Origin of the sequence: Rhodococcus aetherivorans, from assembly GCF_025722975.1 — a bacterium.
GTDB classification, from domain to species: Bacteria; Actinomycetota; Actinomycetes; order Mycobacteriales; family Mycobacteriaceae; genus Rhodococcus; species Rhodococcus aetherivorans.
In genome coordinates, this window is record NZ_CP106982.1 from 2,647,057 (window position 1) to 2,660,540 (window position 13,484).

Here is a 13,484-nt window from a genome sequence, read left to right on the forward strand (position 1 = left end):
CGCAGGTGACTCGCCTCACATCCTTCGAACAGGGGCCCGATACATGGCAATCGATCTACGTGAACGCATCGACACCAGCCCGATGACGCGCTTCCAATGGGGCGCGGTGGCGATCTGCGTGCTGCTCAACGTCCTCGACGGCTTCGACGTGCTCGTCATGGCCTTCACCGCCCAGTCGGTGTCCCAGGAGTGGGGCCTGTCCGGTTCGGCGCTCGGCCTGCTCAGCGCAGGCCTGTTCGGCATGGCCGCGGGCTCGCTGTTCCTCGCGCCGTGGGCCGACACGATCGGCCGCCGCGGCATGATCCTGCTCTGCCTGGGGATCGCGTCGATCGGCATGCTTGCCTCCGCGGTCAGCCAGAGCGCCCTGCAGCTGGGGCTGCTGCGCGCCCTCACCGGCGTCGGCATCGGGGGAATCCTCGCCAGCAGCAACGTCATCGCCAGCGAGTACGCCTCCAACCGGTGGCGCGCGCTGGCGGTGAGCCTGAACTCCACCGGCTACGCCGTCGGCGCCACCGTCGGCGGCATCATCGCCGTCGTGCTGCAGAACTCCTACGGATGGCGATCCGTCTTCCTGTTCGGCGGCGTCTGCACCGCGGTGATCATCCCGGTCGTGTACCTCCGCCTGCCCGAATCCCTCGACTTCCTGCTCGCCCGGCGGCCCGCCCACGCCCTCGCCCGCATCAACGCGTTCGCGGTCCGCGCCGGGCACCAGCCGCTCGCCGCGCTGCCCGCGCCGCGACAGGCCGACGATTCCGGGCCGCGGTCCGGCGTCAGGGTCGGCAGCCTCCTCGCACCGCGGCAGCGTCGCTCGACGCTGCTCGTCTGGGCCGCGTTCTTCCTGACCATGTTCGCCTTCTACTTCGTGACGAGCTGGACGCCGAAGCTGCTCGTCGAAGCGGGCCTGTCGGCCGACCAGGGCATCACCGGGGGCGTGCTGCTGAACCTCGGCGGCATCTTCGGCGCAACGCTGCTCGGCGCGCTGTCCGCGCGATTCGCGCTGAAGCGGGTCCTGGCGTCGTACATGGTGATCGCCGGCGCTCTGCTCGTGGTCTTCGTCCCCGCCACCGTCGCGGTGGTCGTCGCGTTCGCCCTCGGCGCCCTCATCGGCGTGTTCGTCAACGGGTGCATCGCGGGCCTGTACGCGATCACGCCCTCGGTGTATGCGCCGTCGGTGCGGGCGACCGGCGTCGGCTGGGGCATCGGCGTCGGCCGGCTCGGGGCCATCGCCTCGCCGATCGTCGCCGGTGCGCTGCTCGACCTGCACTGGTCGCCCACCCAGCTCTACCTGCTCGTCGCCGGCGCCCTCGTGCTCGCCGCCGTCGCCGTGGGACGGCTGCGGTTCGAGGCGCACACCGCCGACGCCCGGTCCGCCGACACACCCGCCTCGGTGGCCACACACTGATCGGCGGGGCCGGTCGCCGGGCCGCGCGCGCTATCGTGACCGGAGTGAACACCCCGATCCCGGCCCCCGACACGCTGATCACGAATCTGCGGGACGTACTGGTCGGGCCGCTCACCGAGATCGGCCAGCGCTTCTCGGCGCTGCTCACCGACCTGGTCCCGCACACCGCCCTGGTGATCTTCACGCGGGAATGCACCGGCCGGCCCCGCAAGGTGGCCGGCGACCCGGCGATCGTCGACCGCGTGACCATTGCCGAACTCGACCGCGTCCGAAGCGAACTCGCGACCGGGCAGATCCGTCGCGGCCCGGCCCGGATCGCGGGCCGGGACCGCGACGTGTGGGCGATCCTCGACGCCACCGACACGCTGCTCGTGCTCGTCCCGGGCGGTGCCCGCACCGGCTCGATTCCCCTCGAGCTGGTCCGGGCCCTGTTCGCCGTGGTGGCCACCGGCATCCAGCTGCAGGTCCGAAACGCCAGCCCGGCGTACCTCGCCGAATCCCGCGCCGCCTCCTCCGAACGCGCACGGACCGTTGCCGAGCTCACCGAGGCCCATGCGATGACGCTCGAGTCGATCCTCGCGACGCTGCGGTCGAGGGACCTCGACGACACCCGGGCCCGCATCACCGCACGCGAAACCGCCACCAATGCCCTCATCGGGCTGCGCTCGGCCGTCGACCGGCACCGCGAACTCGCCGAGGAGGCGGTGACCACCGCCTTCGCTAGGCTGCACGGTGAACTGCGCGGTCTGCTCCGGCACCGCGAGGTGGTCCTCGAGATGGTCGCCCCGCCGGTGGACGGGCGGGCGCTGCCGGGCGAGGTCGCGCATGCGGCCCGGGCCCTCGCCCGCGGCGCGGTCCTCGCGATGTCCGCGCAGGCGAACCTCGGCCGCGTCCGGGTCGCCTGGAACTGCGACGGAACCGACCTGCTGATCGACATCCGGGACGACGGTGACGGCGAGGCCGACGCCGCCGACCTCGCGCGGCAGCTACGGGACCGGGCCGAAACCCTCGGCGGCACCGTGGAGGCCGAGTCCACGCCCGGCTGGGGCTGCCGGGTCGCGGCCCGGCTACCGCTCGACATGCCCGCACCCGTGGCCGGCAGCCCCGCACTCGAGGCGCTGGCGGTCCTCGCGCCACGCGAGGTGGAGGTGCTCGAGCACCTTGTCGCGGGCCGGCGGAACCGGGTGATCGCCGAGCGGCTCGGTGTCAGCGAGTCGACGGTCAAGTTCCACGTGGCCTCGGTGCTCCGCAAGCTCGGGGTGAGCACCCGCGGCGAGGCGGCCGCGCTCGGCGCCGAGGCGGGGATCAAGGCCGCGGGCTGACGTCCGTCCCGCGCGTCCACTCGGCCGCCCGCGCCACGATCTCGGCGGCGACGTCGGCGGGCTCGGCGTCGATGCCGACGACGATCGCCGCCTCGTCGGGTTCGAGCGGCTCGAACGTGTCGAACTGCGAGTCCAGCAGGTCGGCCGGCATGTAGTGGCCGCGCCGCGTGCGGAGCCGTTCCCGGATCTGCTCGCGCGTGCCCGCCAGGTGCACGAAGACCACGTTCTCGCCGGCGAGGTCGTCCCGGTAGCGGCGGCGCAGCGCCGAGCACGTCACCACCCCCGGCCTGCCCCGGCCGGTGTGGTCCCGGATCCACGCGCCGACCGCCGCGAGCCACGGCGCCCGGTCCGCGTCGCTGAGCGGCCGGCCGGCGGCCATCTTCTCCACGTTGGCACGCGGATGCAGGTCGTCGCCCTCGAGCAGGTCCCATCCGGTGGCCTCGGCGACGAGTGCCGCGACGGTCGATTTGCCGGAGCCGGACACCCCCATGACGACGAGAATCGGCGGGCCGGGGTGGCCGGGTGAGTCCATTCGTGCCTCCCTGGTCGGCGCCTGCGCCTGCGCCGCGTCGCGGCGCAGGCGGGTCGCGTCAGCGCCCGAGCATGCCCCACCGGGCCGACCGATCCGCGGCGGCGCGACGCGAGCGGCGCTCGGACTCCGACATGCCACCCCAGATGCCGTACGGCTCACCGACTTCCAGTGCGTGGGTGCGGCAGCGCTCGAGAACCGGACACCGGGCGCAGACGAGCTTGGCGCGGTACTCGCGCAGTTCGCGTGCGCGGCCACGTTCCCCCTCGGGATGGAAGAAGGCCGACGACTCGTGGCCCCGGCACGCCGCGTGCAGCTGCCAGTCCCAGCTTTCGCTGCGGGGGTGGGGGAGGGTCACCGTGTTGGCGATCGACATTGCACTCCTCGGGCCTGCGAGGGGTCGCCTCGCCTGGACGCTGCGCCCTGTGAGGGCGGTCATACCGAAGCTTAGCCGGACTTCCGTACTCGATCAACGACACTTCGGCATTTCGGGGTCGAAAGTGGGGGACTGGTCTTTCGGTCAGGTCGATCCACTCCTTCGATCAGGTACCGGGGTGCCGCGCCGCCGATAGCGTGTGCGCATACCGCGATACGTCGCCGACGTCGCGCGAGCACCGCACGAGAAGAAGGAGACACCGTCATGCCACAGCAGGTCCGGGGCGTCGTCGCCCGCGCGAAGGGCGCTCCCGTCGAGGTCGTGCCGATCGTCATCCCCGACCCGGGGCCGGGGGAGGTCGTCGTCGCGATCGCCGCGTGCGGCGTGTGCCACACCGACCTGCACTACCGGGAGGGCGGCATCAACGACGAGTTCCCGTTCCTGCTCGGGCACGAGGCCGCCGGTGTCGTCGAGTCCGTCGGTGCGGGCGTCGACTCGGTCGCCGTCGGGGACTTCGTCGTCCTCAACTGGCGGGCCGTGTGCGGGCAGTGCCGCGCCTGCAAGCGCGGCCGCCCGCAGTACTGCTTCGACACCCACAACGCCACGCAGAAGATGACCCTCGAGGACGGCACCGAGCTGACCCCGGCCCTGGGCATCGGCGCGTTCGCCGACAAGACCCTCGTGCACGCAGGGCAGTGCACCAAGGTCGACCCCAGCGCCGACCCGGCCGTCGTCGGCCTGCTCGGCTGCGGGGTGATGGCCGGCCTCGGTGCCGCGGTGAACACCGGCGGGGTGACCCGCGGCGACTCCGTCGCGGTGATCGGCTGCGGCGGCGTGGGCGACGCCGCGATCATGGGCGCCCGCCTCGCCGGCGCCAACAAGATCATCGCGGTCGACCGGGACCCGAGGAAGCTCGAGTGGGCCACCGACCTCGGGGCTACCCACACCATCAACGGGGCCGAGGTCGACGCGGTCGAGGCGATCCAGGAGCTGACCGGCGGCTTCGGCGCCGACGTGGTCATCGACGCGGTCGGCCGCCCGGAGACGTGGAAGCAGGCGTTCTACGCCCGCGACCTGGCCGGCACCGTCGTCCTCGTCGGGGTGCCCACCCCGGAGATGACCCTCGAGATGCCGCTGATCGACTTCTTCTCCCGCGGCGGGTCCCTCAAGTCGTCCTGGTACGGCGACTGCCTGCCCGAGCGGGACTTCCCCATGCTCGTCGACCTCTACCAGCAGGGCCGGCTGCCGCTCGAGAAGTTCGTCACCGAGCGCATCGCCCTCGACCAGGTGGAGAAGGCGTTCGAGACCATGCACCGCGGCGAGGTGCTGCGCTCGGTGGTGGTCCTGTGACCGGGGCGAGCGGAGCGACGGGGGATAGGCACCGCCTGCGTATCGATCGGGTCGTCACCCACGGCACCTTCGCCCTCGACGGCGGCGAGTGGGAGGTCGACAACAACATCTGGCTCGTCGGCGACGACGACGAGGTGGTCGTGATCGATGCCGCGCACACCGCGCAGCCGATCATCGACGCCGTCGGCGGCCGGAAGGTGGTGGCGATCGTGTGCACGCACGGGCACAACGACCACGTCACCGTCGCCCCCGAGCTGGCCGACAAGCTCGACGCCCCGATCCTGCTCAACCCCGCCGACGACGTGCTGTGGGAGATGACCCACCCCGGTGTCGCGCACCGGCCGCTCGCGGACGGGGATCGGATCGCGGTGGCGGGCACCGACATCCAGGTCATCCACACCCCCGGGCACTCGCCCGGCTCGACGTGCCTGTACCTGCCGGAGGCGGGCGAGCTGTTCACCGGCGACACCCTGTTCTCCGGCGGTCCCGGTGCGACGGGACGCTCGTACTCGGACTTCCCGACCATCATCGGCTCGATCCGCGACAAGCTGTTCGCCCTGCCCGCCGAGACGAAGGTGCACACCGGTCACGGCGACGGCACGACGATCGGCACCGAGTCCCCGCATCTCGAGGAATGGATCCGCCGGGGCAACTGACGAGGCCCGTGGTGCGTCCCGTCCCGGACCGGCCGGCGGGACGCACCGCTAGGCTCGCCTCATGGCGAACAAGCGGATCCCCGTGGTGATCGTCGCAGGATTCCTGGGCTCCGGGAAGACGACCCTGCTCAATCACCTGCTGCGCAACAACCGCGGCGCGCGAATCGGCGTGATCGTCAACGACTTCGGCTCGGTCAACATCGACTCGATGATGGTCGCCGGGCAGGTCGACTCCATGGTCTCGCTGAGCAACGGCTGCCTGTGCTGCGCCGTCGACGTCGCCGACATGGACGCGATGCTCGACCGGCTCGCGCACCGTACCTCCGGCATCGACGTCATCGTCGTCGAAGCCAGCGGACTCGCCGAGCCGCGCAACATGATCCGGCTCGTCGTCGGCTCGGGCAACGAATACGTGGGTTACGGCGGTCTCGTCCTCGTCGTCGATGCCGCCGAGTTCGGCACCGTCCGGGACCGGCATCCCGAACTCGATCAGCACGTCGCGCTCGCGGACCTCGTGCTGCTCAACAAGACCGACCGCATCGACGGCGACGCCCACGACGAGTTGCTCGAACTGCTGTGCCGCCTCAACGACCGCGCCGCGATCGTGTCCACAGTGCACGGGCGCATCGACCCGGCGTTGCTGTTCGACATCCCCGAACGCCCCGAGCCGCAACCCGGCGAACAACTCAGCCTCGACCGGTTGCTCTACGAGGAACACGACGAGGACGGCGACCACACGCACCTGCACGACGGCTACGAAGCCGTCGACTTCGAGTCCCCCGTCCCGCTGCACCCGCGTGCCCTCGTCGACTTCCTCGAGGACCAGCCGGCCGGGGTGTTCCGCATCAAGGGGTACGTCCACGTCGTCGCCGGGGGACGCACGCGCACCTACCTGCTGCACACCGTCGGCGACCACATCCGCTTCGACCCCGTCCGGCGCACGGGCGACGTCCCTGCCACCACCCGGCTCGTCGTGATCGGCGCCGATCTAGACCCCGAGGCGGTACGCGCCCGGCTCGCCGAATGTGTCCCGACCGAACCGGTGCCGGCAGACGCGATGCTGGCCGTGCACCGGTTCACCCCGCGCTGAGCGCGGGTCCGGAAGCGGGGACCTACCTACCGTGCGGCGGTCGCCGACGTGTGATTCGGGCGACGCCGGCGCCCCCCGGCCTGGCCGGCGCGTTCCTGCCGGGCCGCCGGCTGCTCCTGCCGCGACGCGCCCTGCTGCCGGGCGGCCCCGCCGCCGTGCTGCCGGGCGGCCCCGCCGCCGTGCTGCCGGGCGCCGCGCTGAGCGGCCCCGCTGCCGCTGCGCCGGGCCGGCCGTCGCGATCCACCGCCGGACGGGGCCGGTGCGGCCTGCTTGACCGACGGGCTCACGTGCGGGGCGATCTCGCCGACCAGGTCCAGCACGTGCTCCGACTTCGCCGTCACCCGCACCGGAGTGACCTTGATCGCGGCCTTGCGCATGATGACGGCCAGATCCTTGCGCTGCTCGGGCAGCACCACGGTCACGACGTCGCCGGTGCTCCCGGCGCGAGCCGTACGGCCCGAACGGTGCAGGTACGCCTTGTGCTCGGCCGGCGGGTCGACGTGCACCACCAGTTCCACGTCGTCGACGTGGACGCCGCGGGCCGCGACGTCGGTGGCCACGAGCACACGCGCCTCACCGGAGGAGAACGCCGCGAGGTTGCGGTCGCGCGCGTTCTGCGACAGGTTGCCGTGCAGATCGACCGCCGGGATGCCGGACTCGGTGAGCTGACGGGCGAGCTTGCGGGCCTGATGCTTGGTGCGCATGAACAGGATTCGCCGGCCCGTACCGGACGCCAGGGTCCGCACGAGGTCCTTCTTCGTGTCGGCGTTGTCGACGTCGAACACGTGATGGGTCATCGCCGCTACCGGGGAGTGCGCCTCGTCGACCGAGTGCAGCACCTCGTTGCGCAGGAACCGCTTGACGAGCTTGTCGACGCCGTTGTCCAGCGTGGCCGAGAACAGCAGGCGCTGACCGTCCTTGGGGGTCGCGTTCATGATGCGCGTCACGCCGGGCAGGAAGCCGAGATCGGCCATGTGGTCCGCCTCGTCGAGCACGGTGATCTCCACCGCGTCGAGCGTGACGAACTTCTGCCGCATCAGGTCCTCGAGGCGGCCCGGGCAGGCGATCACGATGTCCACGCCGCGGCGCAGCGCGTCGACCTGCCGGTTCTGCGACACTCCGCCGAAGATGGTGGTCACCCGCAGCCCGGCGACCCGCGCGAGGGGCTCGACGACCGCGGCGATCTGCGTGGCCAGCTCGCGGGTGGGGGCCAGCACCAGCCCACGCGGGCGGCCGGCCTCGCGGGTGGCGCGGCCGGCCAGGCGCGCGGCGAGCGGAATGGAGAACGCCAGCGTCTTGCCACTGCCCGTGCGGCCCCGGCCGAGCACGTCACGGCCGGCCAGCGTGTCGGGCAGCGTGTCGACCTGGATCGGGAACGGGCTCGTGATGCCGCTGTCGCCCAGGGAGGCCACCAGGGTCCGGGGGACGCCGAGGTCGGAGAAGGAAACGGTCATAGGTACAGAACTGCCTTTCGATGCAGCGTGCACGCACCCCGAGACGATCTCGGAGGGCGCAGTGGATCGCCGCAAGGAAAGCCGATGCCGGTATTGCATGCGGAACCGGGCACGATCCCGGCCCGCCGGTATCCCACGACGGTGAGCATCGTCGTGATGCCCGAACTACCGCAGCCTACCCCACGCCGGGATGCTCGTCGGCGCACGCGTCGAGGCCGACCCACTCGGACAGACCGTCCGCGAATCGCTGCCGCTTCCAGATGGGGACCTCGCGTTTGATGCGTTCGACCAGTTCGGCGCACACAGCGAAGGCTTCGGCCCGGTGCGGTGCCGCCACCGCCGCCACCAGCGCGAGATCGCCGATGGTGAGATCGCCCACTCTGTGGACCGCGGCGACCGGCAGTCCCGACTCCGCCGCCACCTGTTCGCAACAGCGACGCAGGAATCGCTCCGCCTCGGGGTGCGCCCGGTACTCGAGCGCGCTCACCGCGCGCCCGCCGTCGTGGTTGCGCACCACCCCGCTGAACAGCACCACCGCCCCGTGCTGGGGGCCGGCGACCGCGGCGTCCACCGACGCCGGGTCGAGCGGCTCGGCCGAGATCCGTGCCAGCAGCTCATTCATGCGCGCCTCCTCCGGCGACCTGGGCCAGCAGGTGGCCGAGAATCGGCTCGAGCACCGCCAGCCCGTCCTTCACGCCACCCGGTGAGCCGGGCAGATTGACCACCACCGTGCGGCCCACCAGCCCGGCCACGCCGCGTGACAGCGAGGCGTGCGGGGTGGCCTGCAGGCCGCGCAGGCGGATGGCCTCGGCGACCCCCGGCAGCTCGCGGTCCAGCAGCGCCAGCGTCGCCTCCGGGGTCGCGTCCGTGGGGGAGGCGCCGGTCCCGCCGGTGGAGATCACCAGGGCCGGGTCGCCGGCGAGCGCGTCCTCGAGGCCCCACGCGATGTCCGCGTCGGCATACACCAGCGGACCCCGCACCGTGAAGCCGCGCGCCTCGAGAAAGTCCGCGATCAGCGGGCCCGTCCTGTCCTCCCGCGTACCGGCAGCCACACCCGTGGACGCGACGAGCACCGTCGCCGGCACGCCGGCCTGCTCCAGGATGTCGTCCTCGTCCGGCGTGACGGTCTCGTCCTCCGCCGGTGCGGCGGTCTCCGCCTCGTCGCGCTGCCAGTGCCCGCGCTTGCCGCCCTCCTTCGAGACCAACCGCACTCCGTTCAGCACCGCGGCGGGGTCGACGGCCTTGACCATGTCGTGCAACGTCAGCCCGGCCACCGCGACGGCGGTGAGGGCCTCCATCTCGACGCCTGTGGGGCCCTTCGTCTTTGCCGTCGCCTCGATCGTGATCGCGGTGTCGGTGAACCCGAAGGTGACCTTCACCGACGACAGCGCCAACTGGTGGCACAGCGGAATCAGCTCCCACGTGCGCTTGGCCGCCGCGATCCCGGCGATCCGCGCGGTGGCGAGCACGTCCGCCTTGGGCATGTCGTCGGCCCGCACCAGCGACACCACCTCCGCGGTGGTGACGAGTTCGCCGGCGGCGACCGCGACGCGGGCGGTGTCGGCCTTGCCGGACACGTCGACCATGCGGGCGCGGCCCCTGTCGTCGAGGTGACTCAGGGCCCCGCCGTCGGGCGGGGTGAGGTCGTGCGGTTCGGTCATAGCGGTAGTACCTTCACGAGTTCTCCGGGTTCGAGGTCCGAGGTGTCGGCGGGGATGTCGAGCAGTACGTCCGCGGTGGCCATCGCGGCGATCAGGTGGGACCCGGCGCCGGGGATCGCCACCACGGCGCCGCCGTCGCGGCGAGCGCGCAGGAACTGGCGCTTGCCCGGCACGGAGCTGAGACCTGTTGACAGAGGACGGGTCTCGGGCTCGACGGCGGGCAGCCCCGCGGCGGCCCGCAGTACCGGCCGGGCGAACACCTCGAACGAGACCAGCGCGCTGACCGGATTGCCGGGGAAGGTCAGCACCGGCACGGAATCCACCAGTGCCGTGCCCTGCGGACCGCCCGGCTGCATCGCCACCGACACGAATTCGGCCCCTCGCGGGCCGAGCACGTCCTTGACGACCTCGAAGTCGCCCTTCGACACCCCGCCCGAGGTGAACACCACCTCGGCGACGGAGGCGGCGCGAGCGAGTTTCGCCGCGAACACCTCCGCATCGTCGCCGCTGCGATCCACCGAGACCACCAGCGCCCCGTTGGCGGCCGCGCTGGCGGCCAGGGCCGGCCCGTTCGAGTCGTGGATCTTGCCCGGGGCGAGAACGCTTCCTCCGGGCACCAGTTCGCTGCCGGTCGAGATCACCGCCACGCGCGGCCGAGTCCGGACGGACACGTGGGTCAGGCCGACGGCGGCGAGCGCCGCGACGTGCCGGGCCGCGACGACAGTGCCCGCGGGCAGCAGCGTGCGACCGCGGTGGATGTCGCTGCCGCGCTCGCGCACGTATGCCCCCGGTTCGGGCAGCGTGCACACCGTGACCCGGAGTCCCCGCCCCTCGGCCGCGGTGTCCTCGGCCGGCACGGTGTCCTCGGCCGGCACGGTGTCCTCGACCGGCACGGTGTCCTCGACGGGAACGACGGCGTCGGCACCGGTGGGCAGTGGCGCGCCGGTCATGATCTTGGTGGCGGTCCCGGGCACGTGCGCGACGACCCCGTCGCCGGCCGCGAGGACGGCACGCACGGGCAGGGTCGCGGGCGCCGCGGTGAGCGAGGCCGTGTCGACCGCGTAGCCGTCCATCTGCGAATTGCGGAAGGTGGGGAGGTCGATCGGAGCGACGACGTCCTCGGCCAGCACCCGGCCGAGCGCTTCGAGCAGCGGCACCGGTTCGGTACCGCGGATCAGCAACGGGGAGAGCAACGTCGCCACGTGTCGCGCATGCTCCTCCACCGACCGCCTGCCGCCCGCCATGGGCCAATCCTAGGCACACCGCTCGCGGCGCCGTGCGTCCTCGTCCGGGTCGTGGTTTCTGCTCCTCCCGCACGACGGGGCCCGCGACGGCATACTGAGGGTCATGAGGACGGAGGCCCGATGACCGCGGTGCACGTGGGGATCCCGGCGGTGCGCCCTGCCGCGGCCGACGACGTCTCCGACCGGCCCGACACCCCCGAACTGCTGGACCGGTTCGGGCGTGTCGCGCGCGACCTGCGGGTGTCGATCACCGAGAAGTGCTCGCTGCGCTGCACGTACTGCATGCCCGAGGAGGGGCTGCCGGCGATCCCGCGCGAGCGGCTGCTCAGCGCCGACGAGATCGTGCGGCTCGTGGCCGTCGCGGTGCACCGGCTCGGGGTCCGGGAGGTGCGCTTCACCGGCGGGGAGCCGCTCATGCGGCGGGACCTCGAGCAGATCGTCGCCGGGTGTGCGCGCGCCGTCCCCGGCATCCCGCTGGCGGTGACGACCAACGCGGTGGGACTCGCCCATCGTGCCCGGGCGCTGGCGGAGGCGGGCCTGACCCGGGTCAACATCTCCCTGGACTCGGTCGACCGCGCGCGGTTCGCCCGGCTGACCCGGCGCGATCGGCTGGATTCGGTGCTCGACGGGATCCGCGCGGCCAAGGCGGCCGGGTTCGCGCCGGTGAAGGTCAACGCGGTGCTCATGCCGCAGACCCTCGACGGGGCCGCGGACCTGCTGGCCTGGTGCCTCGACGAGGGCGTGCAGCTGCGGTTCATCGAGCAGATGCCGCTCGACGCCGACCACGAGTGGGCCCGGGCGAACATGGTGCCCGCGCAGCGGCTGCTCGACGTGCTCTCCGCCCGCTTCGCCCTCACCGAGGTCGGCCGCGAGGACCCGTCGGCGCCGGCCGAACGCTGGGCGGTCGACGGCGGGCCCGCGACGGTCGGCATCATCGCGTCGGTGACCCGGTCGTTCTGCTCGGACTGCGACCGCACCCGCCTGACGTCGGAGGGCACCGTGCGCTCGTGCCTGTTCAGCGACCGGGAGACCGACCTGCGGGCGGCGCTGCGCGGCGGCGCGAACGACGACGAGCTCGCCGCGCTGTGGCGTGGTGCAATGTGGAACAAGTGGGCCGGACACGGCATCGACGCGGCGGACTTCACCCCGCCGCAGCGCAGCATGGGAGCTATCGGTGGGTGAGACCGTGACGGGCATCGAGGTGCGGTATTTCGCGGCGGCGGCGGACGCGGCCGGAGTGGAGAAGGAGACGGTGGCGCTGGCGCCGTCGGTGGATCTGGGTACCCTCAAGACCGCCCTGATCGACCGTCACGGCGCCGAGATGGCGCGGGTGTTGTCGGTGGCCGCGTTCCTCATCGACTCCGAACTCACCCGCGACCTCGGACGCGCCGCCGGACCTACGGTCGACGTCCTCCCGCCGTTCGCCGGCGGCTGACGGGATCAGGCCCGGCCGCCGGGCTGAGCGGATCAGGCCCGACCCGCCGGGCGGGGCGGATCGGCCCCGGCCGCCGGGCGGGGTGGCTGTCAGCGCCACCAGGTGTCGAACGGCGACACCGGCACCGTCCGCTTGTGCCGGGTGTTCAGGAACGTCCGCTCGAGCTTCTCGGCCAGCTCCGGGGTGACGTCCTTGCCCTCGAGGTAGTCGTCGATCTCCGCGTAGGTCATGCCCAGGGCCACCTCGTCCGGAAGGGCCGGCCGGTCCTCCTCGAGATCCGCGGTCGGCACCTTCTGCCAGGTGCTGTCGGGGGCCCCGAGTTCGCGCAGCAGCGCTGCGCCCTGCCGCTTCGTCAGGCCGGCGAGCGGGGTCAGGTCCACCCCGCCGTCGCCGTGCTTGGTGAAGAACCCGGTCACCGCCTCGGCGGCGTGGTCCGTCCCGACCACCAGGTAGCCGAGCTCGCCGGCGATCGCGTACTGCAGGATCATCCGCTCGCGGGCCTTGATGTTGCCCCGCACGAAGTCGCTCAGCTGCGATCCGTTGCCGTAGATCTCGTGCATGGCCTGCCCGACCTCGGCGGCCGAGGCGTCGGCACCGGGCTTGACGTTGATCCGCAACGAGCGGTCGGGACCGATGAACTCCAGCGCGACCTGCGCGTCGTGCTCGTCGGCCTGCTCGCCGTAGGGCAGCCGCACCGCGACGAACTCGGCCTCGCGGCCCTCGGCCCGCAGTTCCTCCGCCGCGAGCTGGGCGAGCCGGCCGGCGAGGGTGCTGTCCTGACCGCCGCTGATGCCGAGAACGAACCCCTTGGCGGGGGTCGACACGACGTAGTCCTTCAGGAACTGCACGCGGGACCGGACCTCCGCCCGGGGGTCGATCGTCGGCCGGACGCCGAGTTCCTCGATGATCTGCTCGCGAAGGTTCGCCATATTCCGAACCCTAGCGGGACGCCCGACGGTCTGCTC

Annotated in this window: 14 protein-coding genes; 7 read left to right on the forward strand and 7 right to left on the reverse strand. The window is 72.4% G+C overall.

Features of this window, described 5'->3' with window-relative positions; all coding sequences use genetic code 11:
- The first annotated feature begins 43 nt into the window (after positions 1-43).
- Both OCS65_RS12040 and OCS65_RS12045 read left to right on the forward strand, forming a co-directional pair.
- A complete protein-coding gene (locus OCS65_RS12040; RefSeq protein ID WP_263510236.1) occupies positions 44-1,402 on the forward strand; it encodes an MFS transporter in 1,359 nt (452 codons plus the stop codon).
- A 44-nt stretch (positions 1,403-1,446) separates the two neighbouring features.
- Positions 1,447-2,724 (forward strand): LuxR C-terminal-related transcriptional regulator, encoded by a 1,278-nt coding sequence (locus tag OCS65_RS12045; protein ID WP_006940585.1) that lies wholly within the window; start codon positions 1,447-1,449, stop codon positions 2,722-2,724.
- On the opposite strand, the gene OCS65_RS12050 is transcribed toward OCS65_RS12045, so the two are convergent.
- Positions 2,708-3,256: a gluconokinase gene (locus tag OCS65_RS12050; RefSeq protein WP_006940581.1), complete on the reverse strand. Its 549-nt coding sequence runs from the start codon at positions 3,254-3,256 to the stop codon at positions 2,708-2,710. The genes OCS65_RS12045 and OCS65_RS12050 overlap by 17 nt on opposite strands.
- 58 nt (positions 3,257-3,314) lie before the next feature.
- Entirely contained in the window at positions 3,315-3,629 is a 315-nt protein-coding gene (locus tag OCS65_RS12055; protein WP_050035435.1) for a WhiB family transcriptional regulator, read from the reverse strand.
- Between the two features lie 264 nt (positions 3,630-3,893).
- On the opposite strand from OCS65_RS12055, the gene OCS65_RS12060 reads away from it, so the two are divergent.
- From OCS65_RS12060 to OCS65_RS12070, 3 genes are all read left to right on the forward strand, one after another.
- Positions 3,894-4,979 carry an S-(hydroxymethyl)mycothiol dehydrogenase gene (locus tag OCS65_RS12060; RefSeq protein ID WP_006940578.1) on the forward strand — a complete coding sequence of 362 codons (1,086 nt, stop codon included), beginning with the start codon at positions 3,894-3,896 and terminating at the stop codon, positions 4,977-4,979.
- Positions 4,976-5,635: an MBL fold metallo-hydrolase gene (locus OCS65_RS12065; protein ID WP_050035434.1), complete on the forward strand. Its 660-nt coding sequence runs from the start codon at positions 4,976-4,978 to the stop codon at positions 5,633-5,635. Before OCS65_RS12060 ends, OCS65_RS12065 begins: the two co-directional genes overlap by 4 nt.
- A gap of 61 nt (positions 5,636-5,696) precedes the next feature.
- On the forward strand, positions 5,697-6,725 hold the full coding sequence (locus OCS65_RS12070; protein WP_044476173.1) for a CobW family GTP-binding protein: 1,029 nt from the start codon (positions 5,697-5,699) through the stop codon (positions 6,723-6,725).
- 26 nt (positions 6,726-6,751) lie between these two features.
- Here OCS65_RS12070 and OCS65_RS12075 read toward each other — a convergent pair whose 3' ends face one another.
- The 4 genes from OCS65_RS12075 to OCS65_RS12090 all read right to left on the reverse strand — a co-directional run bounded on the left by OCS65_RS12075 (position 6,752) and on the right by OCS65_RS12090 (position 11,084).
- Positions 6,752-8,179 (reverse strand): DEAD/DEAH box helicase, encoded by a 1,428-nt coding sequence (locus tag OCS65_RS12075; protein ID WP_029544502.1) that lies wholly within the window; start codon positions 8,177-8,179, stop codon positions 6,752-6,754.
- A gap of 175 nt (positions 8,180-8,354) precedes the next feature.
- A complete protein-coding gene (locus tag OCS65_RS12080) occupies positions 8,355-8,801 on the reverse strand; it encodes a molybdenum cofactor biosynthesis protein MoaE (protein ID WP_029544500.1) in 447 nt (148 codons plus the stop codon).
- Positions 8,794-9,840 carry a bifunctional molybdenum cofactor biosynthesis protein MoaC/MoaB gene (gene moaCB / locus OCS65_RS12085; protein ID WP_006940573.1) on the reverse strand — a complete coding sequence of 349 codons (1,047 nt, stop codon included), beginning with the start codon at positions 9,838-9,840 and terminating at the stop codon, positions 8,794-8,796. Before moaCB ends, OCS65_RS12080 begins: the two co-directional genes overlap by 8 nt.
- Entirely contained in the window at positions 9,837-11,084 is a 1,248-nt protein-coding gene (locus tag OCS65_RS12090) for a molybdopterin molybdotransferase MoeA (protein WP_037200982.1), read from the reverse strand. The genes moaCB and OCS65_RS12090 overlap by 4 nt, the downstream gene beginning before the upstream one ends.
- A 120-nt stretch (positions 11,085-11,204) precedes the next feature.
- Here OCS65_RS12090 and moaA point away from each other — a divergent pair, with 120 nt between their 5' ends.
- Positions 11,205-12,266, forward strand: coding sequence for a GTP 3',8-cyclase MoaA (gene moaA, locus OCS65_RS12095; RefSeq protein ID WP_029544496.1), 1,062 nt, complete (start codon positions 11,205-11,207; stop codon positions 12,264-12,266).
- Entirely contained in the window at positions 12,259-12,519 is a 261-nt protein-coding gene (locus tag OCS65_RS12100; RefSeq protein ID WP_006940570.1) for a MoaD/ThiS family protein, read from the forward strand. The genes moaA and OCS65_RS12100 overlap by 8 nt, the downstream gene beginning before the upstream one ends.
- An 89-nt stretch (positions 12,520-12,608) precedes the next feature.
- Here the strand turns inward: OCS65_RS12100 and nadE are convergent, their stop codons facing one another.
- Positions 12,609-13,448 (reverse strand): ammonia-dependent NAD(+) synthetase, encoded by an 840-nt coding sequence (nadE, locus tag OCS65_RS12105; RefSeq protein WP_006940569.1) that lies wholly within the window; start codon positions 13,446-13,448, stop codon positions 12,609-12,611.
- Between the last annotated feature and the right edge of the window lie 36 nt (positions 13,449-13,484).